Below are 16,777 nucleotides of genomic sequence, written 5' to 3' on the forward strand. Positions count from 1 at the left end.
GTACACAGGACATGGCAACACCATCTGTGGAGAGCTTTGTAACGCTTCTCTTAAGTACATAAGAACCCCACTGCTTTAGCTGTGGGAGTAGTCAGAAACCCTTGATACCTTTATTGAATTGTTGCCTCATATCGTTGAATTATCCGAACTAACATAGAAAATCACTGGTAGACAAAAGCTTGATATATCAGTATTTAATTGTCTACAAACTTTTAGCCAGTTAAATTGGTCGTTTGTTTAGCAATAAAGATCCCTCCATCTTAGAGCGGTCTTTTTCACTAATTCTAAGTAACTTTAAACATACTTTTTTGTTTGTTACCCTCCTATTTACACCTGTAACTATGTACAAATGCTCGGCATATAATAAAAAAACTATTTTTAGAGGGCTGGACTGGAGAACCAAAAAATACTGTTTATTTGTTAATAAATAAATATGGTTTACCAAATGAAGCAAGTTCTAGAAGAATCATCTGGTATAACAATGGTCCTTGGAAACGTACGATTGTTCATCTTGATATAGTACCTCATAACACTCCTACTCCCCATCTTGATTATTTGGAACAAACAATAGATTATAAAGTGCCTGTTCATTTTTTTGATAATTTAGCACGGTTTGATGGTAGCTTATATCCGGACCGAACGGCTGGTGAAGCTACGGCAAAATGCGATCAAGAAGCAGCGAATTTTATGGCTTTAAACTTAATGAACGACATCGTTACCGGAAAGCGGTCCGTAGAAGACGCTCGTCATGCTGCAACCGAAATCGAAAAAGCTTTCCGATTAAAAGGTCAATTTTCACCATATACCACAGGATTTCTATTCTCCAAACAATTTAATACCGCTGATCCCGATGTAAGCTCTTTTTAAGCAAGCCTAACAGCCGGGTGTTTACGTTATTACATTCCTATTGTTTACCTAGACTACCACTTCAATTCAGATTATTTTTATCTTTAAGCACAGCACATTATAGATTTTTTAGAAGCATCTTCAGAATTTTATATAATTCCGCTTTATTTTAAATAATTAAGACCACCCAGGTAGTGACCCCTTAAAGTTATAGTTTATTTAGGTAAGCTCAAGACATCGACAAACAACCGTATAATAAGCCCCCTTATCAAATAAATAAGAGGGCTTTATATAATGCATAGTCCTTCACCTATCTCCAACAGACTTTAATAAATTTACTGGAAAATAGCTAACTTTCGAATCCGATTCATTCTTTACATAAAGATCAGTTCCTAACGATGAAAAAGCACTTTCCTTTGAATACATTCTGTTATCATCAGCTAGAACGTATCCTTCTATTAGACTAAGTTACACTCGTGTATCCTCTGTTAGCTCAGAACGCAAGTACAATTTCTCTTTTTAAGGTTTGATTCCTAGTTCCTTACTTGCCATTCACTGGTTTCAGTAGATTTGCTGGAATGTAATTGAAATAATATTTATCGAGACCCACCTCTACAAAACCATCGATCTCAATCCCTGATAACTGGAAGATAGTTCCCTTCACCATTTTTGTATGACTAGGAGCCCCCTTCATCGGAGCACTTAAAAGTTCTGTATCTTCTGTTAATACATAAGAACCTTTATTTATCTTTTCGAAAATACGAACATCAGTACCATCAATAATGGCTGTTTTAATTACAGGCCCTCCTTCAATATCTCCAGCACAATAATGGTAATTTAATTTGCCTTTCTCCATAGAAACTAAACTTGATTTTGGACCAGTACAAACCTCATCTCGTTTTCCGACTATTAAAGGTTGACCATATGCGATGTCTTGATATTGGTAAGGAATTTTCACACCCTGATGATTAATCATGACGTAGACTGGATTGTTATAGAAAGATGTACGAATATCGATTGGTACTTCGTTGAACACTACCAAATCAGTCGCTTGTACGCGATATTGCCCCATCTGGTAGAATGTTTTGCCATCATACTTTTCAATATCATACGTTCTAAGGAAGTTATTTCGCTTAACCACTAGCGAATCAAACGTACCATCTGGATTTTTCTTATATACCTTGATGTCTTTTTTAAAGGTCATTTTTCCTGTTTGCACTTTTACAACTTCTGCTCCATCATACATCACTTTCGCTTCTGATTTTGTTGGATATGTTACTGCTAATACTAATGTGGCTAGTAACATAATAAAAAGCTTTTTCACTATTCTCCCCCTACTCAGCTTTATTTTAGAAAACATAATTTCTTAGTATTATATACTAATAATCCATTATTCTGCTAATAAAAATATAATGATGTAAAATATCCAACAAAAGTAGAGTGTTTTTCTATTAAAAATTTCACCCATCTACCATTCTACTCAATACTCTAAATTTTATGGTCTACTACTTATTGGTTGTGGAAGGCCATCATGCTCATTTAACCAATTATAGAAATGCACAGGACGTTCACTATATTATCTAACAAAAAACACCCGCCAAGGAGTGATCTTTTCACCCATTCTCCATTTTATTTTTTAAAACAACGAACTTTTTTATATGGTAAATCGTCCAATTATTAGTAAAAACTAATTTTAAAAATACAAGGAGAAATACAAATGAAAAATACGATTAAAAAAACTTGGATGATTGCTTCAGCACTTACAATAGGAATGGCTGTTCTGACACCACTTCAAGCAGGAGCTGCATCTGTAGAAACTAATAGTAGTATTAATGTTCAACTTGAACAAAAAATTACAGGAACTATTAAAAACATCTACGATAATGGAATGAAACTCAAAGGAAAAGATGGTAAAAATTATTTTATCAGTTTCCACAAATTTTCTGATGAACAAATAGAAAAAATGAAATTAGTAGAAGGACAAGAGGTCTCTATAGAAGGTTATACTGCTGAGAGTTTTTCCGACTTCTTCACGTTTGAAGTATTTAAAAAAGGCATACCTGAAGAGATAACAAAAGAAGATCTAACAAAATTAGAAAAATTGTTTAATGAAATGAAACACGTACAAAATGAAATTAAAAAAGGAGTGGAAAAACTAACAGATGAAGAGATAGAAAAGAAACGTGAGGAACTACAAAAAATTCACGAAGAAATGCATCAAATCACAAAGCCGTATATATTAGCTAATTGGCAACCTCAGTCATTTGAAGAATATATGGAAGACTACGGATTTAATAGGAAAAATATTATTATTAAAGAAAACGATAACGTACAGCTCAAAGCTATTTATGAAGAATGGATAAAGCTTAAAAAAAGTGGTGATGAGGAAAAAGCTAACAAAAAATATGAAGAGTTTTATAAAATCCTTGAACCTTATTTTGATGCGCTAAATGCACCAGAAACATTTGAAGAATTTATGGATAGCTTAAAGAAAGTCACGGAATTTTTTGATATCCCCGCTGAAACTTTAGCCAAACTAAAAACTCTTCATGGGGATTTACAAAAAGCATTAGAAGAAAAAAATGATGAGTTGTATGATAAGTTACACGAAGAATTCAATGAACTCCTTAATCAGTTCGAAAAGCCTCAAACATTTGAAGAATTCATGGCTAACTTTGAATTCAAAGTTAGTGAAGCAGATAGCAAGAAATTAAAACAACTTTATGAAGAATACGAAGCACTTGATAAAAAGAGAGAACAAGAAAAAAGCGAAGAAACATGGGAAGCTTTTTACAATATTTTAGCCCCATATATTAAAGCAAATGAAGAAATTCTTATCTCTGCTTCTAAAATAACGATAAACGGCCAAGACTATCTTTCACAACATTAACCAGTAAAAATTCGGGGTTATCCTAAAAATTATTAAACAATGTTTTAGGGATTAACCCCTTTCTTATCTCCGGACAATATACCCTATTACACGAGGCACTATTACGGCGTTCTTCTTATCAACAGTTTTATTAACATCTTTGGAAGGTGTTTTAATTGGTTGTTTTATAAAATCATACATATTCATTTGTTTTTGTTCTTCCATATCTTATATTCCCCTCTCTACTATTTCAGTCAATTTTCTAAGTTTGGTCTGCTATTTATTTGTGTACGATCATCACGTTTATTAAGCCAGTTATAAAACGGTACTGGTAGTTCTCTACTCACTGTTTCTTCTCTTCTATATATGATGATTTATTCGATTTATTACTCAAACGCTCTACAGCTTTACTATATGCCCATACAAATACAGCTCTTAATGTGCTTGTAACTGTTAGTACACCATCTTTTATATCAATTGTGATTTTGAATAGTCAGTTTAGAGAAAATAACTTTTGAACAATTTACTGAACGTTGGATGAACATGTATGTTACCATTTCTCTTCCAACTATAACTTTGCTATGTTATGATACTTTACAGATAAAATTTTCCATTTAAAAGAACAGAAATATGGTTAAATGTAGGTGGAAACATGAATTATATAAAATCTTTACGCCAATATGTTGGAACAAGTCCTATTATTGCACCAGGATCAGCAATCATTGTTTTAAACGGAAAGAATGAAATACTATTGCAATTACGTTCAGATACAGATGATTGGGGGCTTCCAGGCGGCGGAATGGAAATAGGAGATAGTTTTGAAGAAACTGCACAAAAGGAGTTGTATGAGGAAACAGGATTAATTGCACAAGAATTGAAATTGGTTGGATTAGCTTCAGGGAAAGAGTTATATTACAAATTTCCACATGGGGATGAAATTTATAACGCGACGGCAATTTTTAAAGCAACTGCGGTTAAAGGCATTATTAAGCAAAATGAGGAGAGTAAAGATTTAAAATATTTCCCTTTAGAAAAGCTTCCAAATTTAAATTATACAACATTAAAATTACTAGAAAAGGTTGGTTATATTTCAACTGATTAGATACGGCGGGCAACATTTCGTTATCCAAAACAAAAAGCTAACCATCAATCTGTGCTTGTGCATAAAATTACACACAAGCCCTTTTGTTATGCTTCCTCAACCACTTTTAAGCCCTCCTTCATCACTCTGATGACCAACAGATTCAAGTAAGTGTACTTTTAGAAGATTCTGTATTAAATTAAAAAGCCCATTAGGCTCTGAGTTATTCAGTCACCTAACAGGCAATTTATTTATAACTTTAAATGTTAGTCCCTTTGAAATTTATTCCAAACTTCAAACCCTTGAAAAGACTACTCTTGAATAGCAGCTTCAAGTGCAACAACGATCATATCGTTGAATGTAGTTTGACGTTCTTCTGATGTTGTTACTTCACCAGTTAGAATGTGGTCACTTACTGTTAGGATAGAAAGTGCTTTACGGCCGTGTTTTGCAGCTAATGTGTAAAGTGCTGCTGATTCCATTTCTACAGCAAGGACGCCATATTGAGCTAATTTTTCGTTTTGATTTTCATCAGAATAGAACATATCCGCTGTAAAGATATTACCCACTTGTAAGTTTAAACCAGCTTCTTTACCTGCATTGTATGCTTTTAATAGTAAATCAAAGTCTGAAATCGGTGCGAAGTCGATAGCTCCGTTCCAAATGATTTGGTTCATACGTGTATCAGATGTTGCTGCTTGCGCTAAAATTACGTCACGAACTTTTACATCTTTTTGAATTGCACCACAAGTACCTACGCGGATTAATTTTTGTACATCATATTCTTGCATTAATTCTGTAGCGTAAATCGAGATTGAAGGCACACCCATACCAGTACCTTGTACAGAAATACGTTTACCTTTATACGTACCTGTATAACCAAACATATTACGAACTTCGTTATAACAAGTAACATCTTCTAAAAACGTTTCAGCAATATACTTTGCACGTAATGGATCTCCTGGAAGTAAAATTGTGTCAGCGATTTCGCCTTTTTTTGCATTAATATGAATACTCATACTGCAATCCCTCTTTTCTGTCAGTTATCACTATAAATAATACTGTGTTTCTCATATTTTCGCAACGCTAGACGTCTAGCAACTTAAATTAAATTATATTATTTTAACTTATATTATGCATGATCTACGTATAATGCCCACAACTCGTCAAATACTTCTGTTTTTAAGTTGTCAGTGGCGTAGGATTCAATGTACGAAGAAAGCTCATCAAATTCTGAGCTCTGCTTCGGAAAATTATGCTCATTAAACACTTCCTCTGCAAATCGCACCTTCGGATCTGACCAATCTCCACCTCTAAATGTCAGTACATATAAATAAAAGCTCTTTTTCATACTAGAAATCCCCTCTTTACTCTTCTGCTTTCCGCTAGTTTATCAAAAAATATCTTCTTCGTCACAAAAATATCTATTAAGCATTTTCTCCTATTCACACTAACAGTACTATTCTCTCAAAATCTTTGGACTTTCGTCACAGAAAAATAATATGTATTTTTTATCTGAAAAATGAAAATTTTTAGAAAAAAGGATAGAAATACCTAGTAAAATAAGGTAAAATTTAAACCAAATATTCAAAAATAGGAAGGTGATGGCGATGAAAAACTCTCATAAATCCAGGATTTCCGTACAGAAACGCCCGTCTCTCTTTAAAACTAGCTTTTTAAAAAAGAAAGTAAGTAATTTGGAAGAAGATAGTCGTAATCTCCCTCCCACTAAAGAAAAACGACAACGTTTTTACCATTTAATACGAGGCAAAGTCCTTATTATTTTTTCTCTCCTTATTGTTATAAATGGCACAATGGGTTTATTATCGTATATCAATATTCAGAATCTGCAAAGACAAATGAAGGACTTTACTGAGAAGAACGTCCAGGAACAATTAACTGTCAACCAACTTGCTTATGAAATTTCGAGGCTCACCAATTTAGAACAAGCTTATTTAATTACCGGGGACGGGAATTATGCTACTTCTTATAAAATGAAAATTGATACGATCGATAAAAAAATGAAAGCCTTAGAAGAGCAGTTTACAGCAAGAGAGTTAGAGTTAAGTCATATACAGGCGATTGATCAATATTACGAAAATTACCTTGAATATTCTAAAAAGGTCATGACAATGCGTGATGAACTTGGTCTTGAACAAGCTCGTAAACTTATGATGGGCGGTACTGGAGAAACGATGAAGAATTATATTGATAAAAATATCGAATCCATTAATGCGGTTATGGATGATGCTAATAAAGCAAAATTAGATAAGCTTAATAAGCAAGTTACACTATCTATTACTTCTTTCTTCTTCATTTCAATACTTGGATTTATTGCAATTATTATTTTTGGTTATATGTTATTTAAATCATTAAGAAACAATACACAGGCCATTAACCATTCCATTCTCGATATTGCACAGGCTGGTGGCGATTTAACAAGGCGTGTTAAAGTTCGTAATCATGACGAATTCTCAACTATTGCTGCTTCAACCAATACTCTTATTGAATCGATATCTAATTTGATTAAACGTGTCAGTAATCTGGCGGACCATGTTTCAAGCAGTAGCCAAGAGCTAATGTCTTTAGCCGATGAAAATGCCCGCACTATACAGAATATTGCTGATGCTACAGCTGATATCGCAAGTGATAGTGAGAATACCATTTTTAGTATGACTAGCGCACAACAAAAAATGAGTGATCTTGAGCATTCTGTGCACCATTTAAATGAGCAAGCAAATGCTGTTCAGCGTGCATCCTTAGCTATGCAGCAAGCCGCTGATGAAGGTAGTCGCTCCGTTCAACAATCTTCATTAGTCATGCAAGCTATAGAAGAAACGATGGCCACAACGACTACCACAGTCGAAGCACTCGGTCGAAAATCCGCCGACATAACATCAATTATCGGGACGATTACTGCTATTTCTGAGCAAACGAATTTACTCGCCTTAAATGCAGCGATTGAGGCAGCACGCGCCGGTGAGCACGGACGAGGCTTTGCGGTTGTCGCTGATGAAGTTCGAAAGCTAGCCGTGCAATCACAAAATGCCGCAAAAGAAGTAACATCCATTGTAACGTCCATTCAAGACGAAGTAACATCCATCATCTCTCAAAACCACGAGGGTGTATCTTCCGTTATTCGCGGCGTTGAAGTAACGAATGAAACAAATCAATCTTTAGCCAATATTTTGACGCACACTCAAGAAACGACGACAATTATCGCGACTATGGTAGAGAAAATTGCCTTAACACTTGATTATAGCAATGCTGTAGCGAATGATTTTGTCCATGTGAATGCCTATGCAGAACAATCAGCTGCCAACACAGTCACTTCTGCCGCTGCAGCCACTCAAGGATCTGCTTCCATGCAGGAAATCAATGCCTCTGCCACAGAGCTTGCTCAACAAGCAGATAGTCTGCGTAATCTTGTTAGTGAATTTAAAGTTTAAAATATCTCAGAATCGCTATTATTATAGTTTTAAAAAATCGTTTGAAAGATGTTCATTTTTAATGAAGCAGATACATGATCTAGCGCCGAATATTAATGGAGATCGTAGTGTCTAAAAACAGTAGGTTAAAATTTGGAGAGGACAATGTTAACGAATTTAAATCCTTACTTAAAAGAATTAATGGTGTATATTCCTGAAGGAGAAATTCGCCTACGAGATTTTCGAAACGAACAAAAATGGATTAGTTCAAACTATAAATTTGGAATGCCGGGGAAAAGGAAAAATTTAAAGGAAGTTAATTGGAACGTTGAGATACAGCCATTAACATATACGTTGAAGAGACATTTGGCCATTACAGAATAATCCGAGGCGGTAGTTGGGCTGAAGAAGAACGTGGTTGTGGAGCTACCTGTCGCCGTAAGAGTATGCCTGATTTCTTTTTTGATGATATCGGATTTAGAATTGCTCGTTCCATCATTTAATAGCTCTAAACAATTATGACGTTCTATCCGGCGATTCGACGGGCTCTCCGTCGCTTTGTCGGTTCTAACGGCGATTCGATGGCTTTTTCCGTCACTTCGAAGGGGCTTTCCGTCGCTTGATTGCTCTTCCGTCGTTCCGATGACTCTTTCCGTCGCTTCGACGTTTCTTTCCGTCGTTTCAATGACTCTTTCCGTCGCTTGATTAGTCTTCCGTCGTTCCGATGACTCCTTCCGTCGCTTCGACGTTTCTTTCCGTCACTTCGATGGCTATTTCCGTCGCTTGATTGTTCTTCCGTCGTTCCGATGACTCTTTCCGTCGCTTCGATGGCTCTTTCCGTCTCTTCGACGTTTCTTTCTGTCTCTTCGATGGTTCTTTCCGTCGCTACCGATTCAAAAACATTTTAAAACCATAAAAAACTCCTAGCACGATCTATCCTGCTAGGAGTTGCTGTTATTTAAATAATGAAAGATACTCTGCGTAGCCTTCTTTTTCTAAATCTTCTTTTGGTACAAAGCGGAGTGCTGCGGAGTTAATACAATAGCGTAAGCCTCCAAGTTCACTTGGTCCATCTGGGAAGACATGTCCTAAGTGGGAATCAGCTTCTTTGCTACGAACCTCTACGCGACGCATCCCATGAGATGTATCGAAATGCTCTGCTACTTCTTCCTTTTCAATTGGCTTTGCAAATGCTGGCCAACCACAGCCTGAATCGAATTTATCTAATGAGCTAAATAACGGCTTCCCTGAAACGATATCTACATAAATACCCTCTTCAAAGTGCTTATCAAATTCATTGCGGAACGGTGGCTCTGTTCCATTTTCCTGTGTCACATAATATTGCATGTCCGTTAACTCTTTTAAACGTTGTTCTTTATTCATTTTTCAGCCCCCAGTTTGTCTCCTGAAATGCTTTACGACCAGACCCGACAGCATAGCGCTCGTAGTGCATTGGATTTTTCTTATAATAATATTGATGATAGTCTTCAGCTGGATAAAACGAACTTGCCGGTAAAATTTTCACTGCAATTGGCTTATCGAATTTACCAGATGCCTGTAAATCTGCCTTAGCACGTTCAGCTAAATCACGCTGCTCATCATTGTGGTAAAAAATCGCCGTTGTGTAGGACTCCCCACGATCATAAAATTGTCCTCCAGCATCTGTTGGATCAATTAGTGTCCAAAATGTCGCGAGTAATTGCTCGTAAGAATATAACTCATCAACAAACGTTATTTGAACCGCTTCAACATGCCCTGTCGTTTCAGAGCATACTTGTTCATATGTTGGATTGACAACATGTCCACCCGTATAGCCGGAAATTACCGATTCAATGCCAGGTGTTTCGTCAAAGGGCTTGACCATACACCAAAAACAACCACCTGCAAACGTTGCAAATTGCTTTGCCATTTATCTCACTCCTTATTCACCAGGTACAATAATTTCCAGTAGAATCTTATCCTTTGGTAAGTCTAATTCCTTTGCTTTAATACGAGATCCAGAAGCAATGTTAATGCGCGATAAATCAATATAGATTTCTGCCTTATTAGGATCGATTGAAATCCAAGAAGGGAATTCCACCGTGTCTCGCATCATTTTCATCGTTGTCTCAGGTGGAATATTTAACAGCCCCACATTCATTCCTGTCTGTTTTAAAATGATATTCCCTTTCTCATCCACTATCGGATCAAAGTTCATTGAAATAGGAATTTCAGTGTAGAACACCTTTAATGTACTTTTTAATTGAATATCATCACCAATCGTAAAGTCCAACGGTAATGGTGACCCCGCATCTTTTAAATACTTCTTCGATATAGATTCTAATTCCTTCGTTGTTGTTTGGACAACGAGTACATTTCCTTTTACTTCACTTTCACCTTTTGAACTCTCTGCTAAATTTACTCCGTCTACTGGTCTAGTTGCTAAAAAAACGACGAGGAGGATTGCAAAAAGCACTGTGCCCGCTAAAGCAAAAAATGCGAATTTCCATTTATTCATTTCGTCACTCCTCGAAGCCTATTTCCTTGTTAATCTTTTGTTCCATGTTACATTTCTCCATTGCTTTTTTAATTCGCTCTGTCATTTTGTCATAGCCTTTTGCATTTGGGTGGAAGAAATCCGTATGATACACGAGCTCTTTATTTGAATCAAACAAGTCCTCCACTGATATATAGCACGCATTAGTATCTTTCTTTGCTATGTTTTCAATGACTTTATTCCACTCTGTAATAATCGTATCAAATTCATTCGCTTCATTTGTGACGATTGAGAATGGATTATAAGAACCGATAAGTAATAAAGGCACTGTTGGATTTTTTTCTCGTATGCCTTCAACAATTTTACTATAACGTTTCTTATAAGCCTTCAATTCCTTATCAAAAGCATCTCGTTTCAAATTAAACAGATCTTGCCTGACAATCTTCATGACATCATTTCCACCCATTGTAATTGAAATGAGCTGTGCTTTTTGCAACTCTTCATCATAATGCCCTTTTTCCACTAATTTTAATAGCTGATCACTACGTCTTCCTCTTTTTCCTCGATTATCGACTTCAACATCAGAAATCGAAGGCCAAGCTACCAATGAATCTGCTAATCTTCCAACAAAACCGTCTTTATTATACTCATCACCAACACCGGCCGTTAAAGAATCGCCGAGTGCTAGGTACTGTAGTTGCTTTGCGCTTTTATCATCAATTTTCCGTAAATCCTCTGGTGATGGTTCAAAAAAATGTTCAAAAATTTGCGTCAATACATTCTTTGAGGTTTTTTCCTCATTTTCTGTTTGTTGCTCATCCTGTTTCATATCTTGCTCCGTCCCTGCGTGCTCCCCTTCTGGTTCTGCTTGCGGATTCGGTTCATCTATTGATATTGCACAACCACTTAGTACTAAGACGGTCAAACATGACAAAACTATCATTCGCCAAATGCTCATTTGACCACCTTCCATCATTTGCTTACTTCTATTATAGAATAGTTCATGCTGCAATGAAAAGTGACTATACCTAGGTATTGAGTAAAAAAGTGTGTTTACAACGGTTTTTCGTATAAATGGCATGACACTTTTCAACAATAAAAAGCCACTACAATTATTTATGTAGTAGCCCTCTTAAATTATTCTGCAAAATAAATAAAACCGATGGCACCTGGGCCAGTGTGTGTCGAGATGATTGGTGAAGTAAAGTTAATTTCTACTTCATTAAAACCTGTGCCCTCGATTAATTCTTTTAAAGGTCCACCCATTGTTGTCATACCCTCAGCGTGAGAAATCCCAACTGTTTTTACTGTTTTACCAGCAGTGTCAGCTTGGAATTGTTTAAATAAGTAGTTCACAACCTGTTTATGGCTACGTACTTTGGATACGGGATTATATGCGCCACCTTCTAAGTTTGCAATTACTTTTATGTTCAGTAAAGAACCGATAAAACCAGTTCCTTTCCCAATTCGTCCGCCTTTAATTAAATTTTCAAGTGTATCGACAATAACATATAAATACGTATTTTCGCGCACTTTCTCAAGACGTTTAATAATTTCCTCGACAGTAGCACCTGCATCGCGCATTTTAATAGCCTCTCGAATTTGAATAGCTAGACCTGTGGTAATAAAACGTGAATCGATCACAGTTACATCGGAGTCTGACATTTGCGCTGCCTGACGAGCTGATTCCACTGTTCCGCTCATACTACCTGTCATATGAATGGAAATAATTTGATCTCCGTCTTTACCAAGCTCATCGTATAATTCTTTAAATTTTCCCGGCGCAGGCTGAGAGCTTTTCGGTAAGTTTTTAGCATTTTTCATTAAACTTAAAAAAGGTTGTGGCTCTAAATCAATACCATCTATATAAGTTTTATCATCAATTTGAATCGTTAAAGGCACAATATGTATACCGTGCTGCGCTATTTCTTCTTTTGTTAAATCACAAGTTGAGTCCGTTACTATATGAATTCGTCCCACTTCGACACATCCTTTTACTTCATTAAAATTTATTATATAGACTAATGAATCATTATGTAAACATGACATTTGTCATTAGGTTTCATTCATTTCAGTCCATTTTTAAACCGATACCTTGGATACTATAGCGCTTTGTTGCATCCTTGTCTAACAAAGTCCCTCTAGCACAGAAACATTTATATGACACTTTTGATGTCGAAAACATGACAAATGTAAATACCAGGATGAAAATTATCGGGGTATAGTAAATGTATACACGAAAGGAGTGTTCGAAATGATTGATTCTTTTGACTATAAAACATGGAAGGAAGAATTGTGGAATGCCATTACACATGGCATTGGATTTATCGCAAGTATTCCAGCACTAGTTGTTCTTATTTTAGCAGCTGTACAAACCGGTAGTGCACTCCAAATTACAACGTTTGCTATTTTTGGTGTCTCTGTGATCGTTTTATTTTTAATGTCAACACTGCTACATAGTATGCCAGAAAAATACAAGCACTTTTTCGCTATTCTTGACCATTCTTCTATTTATATTTTAATTGCAGGAACGTATACACCTTTCCTTTTAATTTCAATTGGTGGCACGCTAGGTATTACTTTATTATGTATAATTTGGTCACTGGCCATACTAGGCGTTATTTTTAAATGTTTTTTTATTAATCGATTTGAGAAGCTTTCTTTAATTTTTTACATCGCTATGGGCTGGTTAATTATTTTTGCCATCAAGCCTATTTATCTTTTCTTAGGTTTTCATGGTTTTGCTTTACTGTTAGCAGGTGGGCTTTTCTATACGATTGGTGCTATCTTTTACGCCTGGCGTTCACTTCCATATAACCATACGATTTGGCATCTATTTGTGTTAGCTGGTTGTGCCTCGATGTATGCTTGTGTTTATTTTTACTTATAAATATAAAAAATCGCTCTCTTATGCAAAGGAGCGATTTTTTTGTTTATAGGGTACTAACTTTTAATTGCCTCGTTAATGCGTTTATTGCATGCATCACTTCTAGTTTATTTACTTCATTATTCATTTTATTTCTCGCATGAAGTAGAACCGGTCTAATCGATTCTACGGAACGTCCAAATTCGTTCATCCATTCATAGCGAGGCACCATCCACGTATGAAAATGATGTGTCGTATCTTCATTATAAAAATAATAAACGTACTCTATACCTAATACATCCCTTTGAGCCTTTCTGATTTTTGATAAGAGGTTTATATAATCTATTTTTTCCTCATCGTTTAGCTCATCAAAGCATTTTATATGGCGCTTGGAAGCTAAAATGATTAGTCCCTTTATCGGATAAGCAACATCTTGATGGGCATGAAAATAGTCTGTTTCAATGACCACACCTCCATCAGGTTTAATGAGCCCACTCGTTATTGCACAGCTCAAACATTCAACTTCTACTGTTTCTCCATTTGATAAGGTTATTTTTCTCATAGATGTTCCCCTTTTGTTTGATTCTAATATTGGAATTAACAGCCCTATTATAAGGTTAATTGGACAAATTCTTTAAATTCTTCCTCTTCCTCGATAAACGGGTTATGATTAGATTGTTCAAAAATCGTTAATGTTGCATTAGGAATTAAATCGGCAATTTCAATACCGAATTCAATAGGGCATTGTGCGTCATGTCTACCTGCAAACACATAGGTTGGTATATGTATTGATTTCAATTGTTCTCGAATATCAAAGCTTTTTACTTCTACTTTTCTAAAATAATCAAGATTTTTTCCTATTGTGCGACCACTATTTGGACGAGTTATTGCTACTTTTAATTTTTCCTCAGAATGATATGACATTAAAGCCCATTCATAGCTTAACTTCTGACGCTCTTCTCGAACTGTATCCGGATTATTCAGTAAATCCATTATTTCAATTATGCGATTGAAATGTTTATTTTCAGCGCAATAGATACTATTTGGGTGACTTCCGTATTCTTTGCTTGCTGCTGTACATCCAGCTACTATTTTTGTTAAAGAGTGTGGTGAATCTATTGCATATTGAAGTGCAAGCATTCCACCCGTTGAATGACCTGCAAAAGCCCATTCTTTAAGCTTTAATGCTTCTCGAATCGCCTCTAAATCTTTTACAATTTCTGTGAACCTTAATTGCTCATCAACCTCTATATCTGCTGAATTCCCAGCACCTCTAACATTGATTAAGTACACTTTGTATTGTTCGGTAAAAGGATTCGCAAATAAATGACCTCGTTCATCAAAGCCCATGTAAAGATGTGTAATACCTAATGGTTCACCTTCTCCACGTACAAAGTATTCAAATCGTCCTCTGCTTGTTTCGATAAAGTATTGTTTCCACATTGTCAATGACTCCTCTCAAAAAAAATAATAATGTCTGCACTCATCAGGCCTTAAGATGGATATAGTATTTATTAATTCTACAAATATTCCCAAATACCTTTAACAATGTTTTTAATAACGCCAAATAAGCACAGTCATTCATCACCGTGCTTATTAGTTGCTATTTTATTTAGTTCTTACGTTCAAAAATCTCATATTGGAATGTGTAACCCTCTGGTGCTGTTTCTGGCTCCACTGAGGATACTTGTACAAAATCCTGCTCATAATTCGGGAAGTATGTATCCCCATTAAACGAATGATTGATTTTTGTAATGTACAAGCGATCTGCGATATCCATGGATAAGCGGAAAATTTGCTCGCCGCCAATAATCATAATTTCCGGGACATCCCCAGCAAGGGCGAGGGCATCCTCTAAGCTTGTCACCACTTCAATCCCATCCGCTTGATAGTTTTCATCACGCGTAATTACAATATTACGTCGACCAGGAAGCGGTCTACCGATGGATTCGAATGTTTTACGCCCCATAATCATTGGCTTCCCCATCGTTTTCTCCTTAAAATATTTTAAATCCCCAGGCAAATGCCATGGCATGCCATTTTCATAGCCAATCACATAATTAGTATCATGTGCCACAATTAAAGAAATCATATTGTCACGTACCTCCAAATACTTTCGTTCATTATATTATAAACATAATTTTACTTTACAATCAGATTATTTCTGCTTAGAAAGTAAATTATTTTCTATTCCGATATTAAATCCTAGTAATTTTATATGAATAGTTTATAATGAGATGTACAAAAGAAATTTAAAGGATTGATGAAGATGACAAAATTAAGAGACGAAGCAGTCCGTTATATAAAAGTAAGTGATTCTTCTAAACAATATTATGATTTAACACCACATGAAGCGAGAGCCGTTCGAATAGTGCCAAAATGGACATCACCTCATAGCCCACAGCTTGCGGCTATCGAAAATAAAAAAATATCAGTTCGAGATGGCGCACAAATTAATGTGCGCATTTATAGACCTGTTTTAAACAAAAAACTTCCAGTCATTGTTTATTATCATGGAGGCGGTTGGGTATTTGGAAATTGTGACTCTACGGATGCAGGCTGTCAACTATTAGCAGCAAAAGCGCAAGCAATCGTTGTATCGGTTGATTATCGTCTAGCACCAGAATATCCATTCCCTACACCGCTCTACGATGCCTATGACAGTTTCATGTGGGTTTACGAAAACATCGAAAGTTTCGGTGGAGATCGAGTAAATCTTACTGTTGCTGGTGATAGCGCAGGCGGAAATTTAGCAACAGTTGTTGCCTACTTAGCTGCAACATTAAATGGACCAGCGATTAAAGCGCAGGCACTTATTTATCCTGTAGTTAATGTAGATTTTACAACAGCTTCTTACAATGCTTACGGAGAACACTTTGGCTTAGACAAACAAGGAATGCAGTGGTTTGCAGGTCATTATACAGATAAAGAAAACTATATGGATCCACTTGTATCCCCACTTCAGATTGACGACTTAAGTGTTTTACCGAAAACGATCATTATAGCTGCAGAGGCGGATGTCCTTTACGATGAAGGTATTGCATACGCACAAAAGCTTACAGATGCCGGAGTGACTGTTGAGCATGTAAATATGCCTGGTTTAATCCATAGTTACTTTAGTAAAATGAATTTTTTCGAACAAGCAACGATTGAAACAGCTGAAAAAATTGCTAATTTCGTAAAATAAGTTTGTCTATCAGCATAAAATAAT

General features: G+C 35.9%; 20 protein-coding genes and 1 pseudogene. 9 read left to right on the forward strand and 12 right to left on the reverse strand.

Translation table 11 applies throughout. The features are described 5' to 3' along the window. The first annotated feature begins 360 nt into the window (after positions 1–360). Entirely contained in the window at positions 361–867 is a 507-nt protein-coding gene (locus ABH966_RS12415; protein WP_370079136.1) for a hypothetical protein, read from the forward strand. Positions 868–1,387: 520 nt separating this feature from the next. Here ABH966_RS12415 and ABH966_RS12420 read toward each other — a convergent pair. Continuing rightward, positions 1,388–2,170, reverse strand: a complete 783-nt coding sequence (locus ABH966_RS12420; RefSeq protein WP_370078825.1) for a hypothetical protein — start codon at positions 2,168–2,170, stop codon at positions 1,388–1,390. 393 nt (positions 2,171–2,563) lie between these two features. On the opposite strand from ABH966_RS12420, the gene ABH966_RS12425 reads away from it, so the two are divergent. Continuing rightward, the gene (locus ABH966_RS12425) at positions 2,564–3,736 is read left to right on the forward strand and encodes a hypothetical protein (protein ID WP_370078827.1); all 1,173 of its coding nucleotides are present in this window, start codon (positions 2,564–2,566) and stop codon (positions 3,734–3,736) included. Positions 3,737–3,799: 63 nt separating this feature from the next. Here the strand turns inward: ABH966_RS12425 and ABH966_RS12430 are convergent, their stop codons facing one another. Further along, complete coding sequence (locus ABH966_RS12430; protein WP_370078829.1) at positions 3,800–3,940, reverse strand: hypothetical protein; 141 nt, start codon at positions 3,938–3,940, stop codon at positions 3,800–3,802. Between the two features lie 427 nt (positions 3,941–4,367). Between ABH966_RS12430 and ABH966_RS12435 the strand changes: the two genes are divergently transcribed. After that, positions 4,368–4,817: an NUDIX hydrolase gene (locus ABH966_RS12435; RefSeq protein ID WP_370078831.1), complete on the forward strand. Its 450-nt coding sequence runs from the start codon at positions 4,368–4,370 to the stop codon at positions 4,815–4,817. Positions 4,818–5,107: 290 nt separating this feature from the next. Here the strand turns inward: ABH966_RS12435 and deoD are convergent, their stop codons facing one another. Together deoD and ABH966_RS12445 are read right to left on the reverse strand one after the other, a co-directional pair. Further along, the gene (gene deoD / locus ABH966_RS12440) at positions 5,108–5,815 is read right to left on the reverse strand and encodes a purine-nucleoside phosphorylase (protein ID WP_370078833.1); all 708 of its coding nucleotides are present in this window, start codon (positions 5,813–5,815) and stop codon (positions 5,108–5,110) included. Between the two features lie 113 nt (positions 5,816–5,928). Next, complete coding sequence (locus tag ABH966_RS12445; protein WP_370078835.1) at positions 5,929–6,147, reverse strand: YozE family protein; 219 nt, start codon at positions 6,145–6,147, stop codon at positions 5,929–5,931. 259 nt (positions 6,148–6,406) lie between these two features. On the opposite strand from ABH966_RS12445, the gene ABH966_RS12450 reads away from it, so the two are divergent. The 4 genes and pseudogenes from ABH966_RS12450 to ABH966_RS12465 all read left to right on the forward strand — a co-directional run bounded on the left by ABH966_RS12450 (position 6,407) and on the right by ABH966_RS12465 (position 8,929). Next, positions 6,407–8,245 carry a methyl-accepting chemotaxis protein gene (locus tag ABH966_RS12450; RefSeq protein ID WP_370078837.1) on the forward strand — a complete coding sequence of 613 codons (1,839 nt, stop codon included), beginning with the start codon at positions 6,407–6,409 and terminating at the stop codon, positions 8,243–8,245. Positions 8,246–8,389: 144 nt separating this feature from the next. Next, complete coding sequence (locus tag ABH966_RS12455) at positions 8,390–8,608, forward strand: hypothetical protein (protein ID WP_370078839.1); 219 nt, start codon at positions 8,390–8,392, stop codon at positions 8,606–8,608. Further along, positions 8,590–8,727 (forward strand): annotated as a pseudogene (locus ABH966_RS12460) (formylglycine-generating enzyme family protein); the annotation flags it as partial. The gene ABH966_RS12455 and the pseudogene ABH966_RS12460, both read left to right, overlap by 19 nt. A gap of 55 nt (positions 8,728–8,782) precedes the next feature. Then, the gene (locus tag ABH966_RS12465) at positions 8,783–8,929 is read left to right on the forward strand and encodes a hypothetical protein (RefSeq protein WP_370078841.1); all 147 of its coding nucleotides are present in this window, start codon (positions 8,783–8,785) and stop codon (positions 8,927–8,929) included. Between the two features lie 249 nt (positions 8,930–9,178). On the opposite strand, the gene msrB is transcribed toward ABH966_RS12465, so the two are convergent. The 5 genes from msrB to ABH966_RS12490 all read right to left on the reverse strand — a co-directional run bounded on the left by msrB (position 9,179) and on the right by ABH966_RS12490 (position 12,680). Beyond that, positions 9,179–9,607, reverse strand: a complete 429-nt coding sequence (gene msrB / locus ABH966_RS12470; protein ID WP_370078843.1) for a peptide-methionine (R)-S-oxide reductase MsrB — start codon at positions 9,605–9,607, stop codon at positions 9,179–9,181. Then, on the reverse strand, positions 9,600–10,133 hold the full coding sequence (gene msrA / locus ABH966_RS12475; protein WP_370078845.1) for a peptide-methionine (S)-S-oxide reductase MsrA: 534 nt from the start codon (positions 10,131–10,133) through the stop codon (positions 9,600–9,602). Before msrA ends, msrB begins: the two co-directional genes overlap by 8 nt. 12 nt (positions 10,134–10,145) lie before the next feature. Further along, the gene (locus ABH966_RS12480; RefSeq protein WP_370078847.1) at positions 10,146–10,721 is read right to left on the reverse strand and encodes a YpmS family protein; all 576 of its coding nucleotides are present in this window, start codon (positions 10,719–10,721) and stop codon (positions 10,146–10,148) included. A 4-nt stretch (positions 10,722–10,725) separates the two neighbouring features. Further along, a complete protein-coding gene (locus tag ABH966_RS12485; protein WP_370078849.1) occupies positions 10,726–11,658 on the reverse strand; it encodes a GDSL-type esterase/lipase family protein in 933 nt (310 codons plus the stop codon). A 179-nt stretch (positions 11,659–11,837) separates the two neighbouring features. Then, entirely contained in the window at positions 11,838–12,680 is an 843-nt protein-coding gene (locus ABH966_RS12490; protein ID WP_370078851.1) for a DegV family protein, read from the reverse strand. A gap of 274 nt (positions 12,681–12,954) precedes the next feature. Between ABH966_RS12490 and trhA the strand changes: the two genes are divergently transcribed. After that, entirely contained in the window at positions 12,955–13,590 is a 636-nt protein-coding gene (gene trhA, locus ABH966_RS12495) for a PAQR family membrane homeostasis protein TrhA (RefSeq protein ID WP_370078853.1), read from the forward strand. Positions 13,591–13,633: 43 nt separating this feature from the next. On the opposite strand, the gene ABH966_RS12500 is transcribed toward trhA, so the two are convergent. From ABH966_RS12500 to ABH966_RS12510, 3 genes are all read right to left on the reverse strand, one after another. After that, positions 13,634–14,128, reverse strand: a complete 495-nt coding sequence (locus tag ABH966_RS12500; RefSeq protein ID WP_370078855.1) for an HIT family protein — start codon at positions 14,126–14,128, stop codon at positions 13,634–13,636. 47 nt (positions 14,129–14,175) lie between these two features. After that, positions 14,176–15,009, reverse strand: a complete 834-nt coding sequence (locus ABH966_RS12505; RefSeq protein ID WP_370078857.1) for an alpha/beta fold hydrolase — start codon at positions 15,007–15,009, stop codon at positions 14,176–14,178. 169 nt (positions 15,010–15,178) lie between these two features. Next, positions 15,179–15,658: a dihydrofolate reductase gene (locus ABH966_RS12510; RefSeq protein ID WP_370078859.1), complete on the reverse strand. Its 480-nt coding sequence runs from the start codon at positions 15,656–15,658 to the stop codon at positions 15,179–15,181. A 177-nt stretch (positions 15,659–15,835) separates the two neighbouring features. Here ABH966_RS12510 and ABH966_RS12515 point away from each other — a divergent pair, with 177 nt between their 5' ends. Beyond that, the gene (locus ABH966_RS12515; RefSeq protein ID WP_370078861.1) at positions 15,836–16,753 is read left to right on the forward strand and encodes an alpha/beta hydrolase; all 918 of its coding nucleotides are present in this window, start codon (positions 15,836–15,838) and stop codon (positions 16,751–16,753) included. Positions 16,754–16,777 lie beyond the last annotated feature (24 nt).

The sequence above is a fragment of the Lysinibacillus sp. RC46 genome, assembly GCF_041262385.1.
Taxonomy (GTDB): domain Bacteria; phylum Bacillota; class Bacilli; order Bacillales_A; family Planococcaceae; genus Lysinibacillus.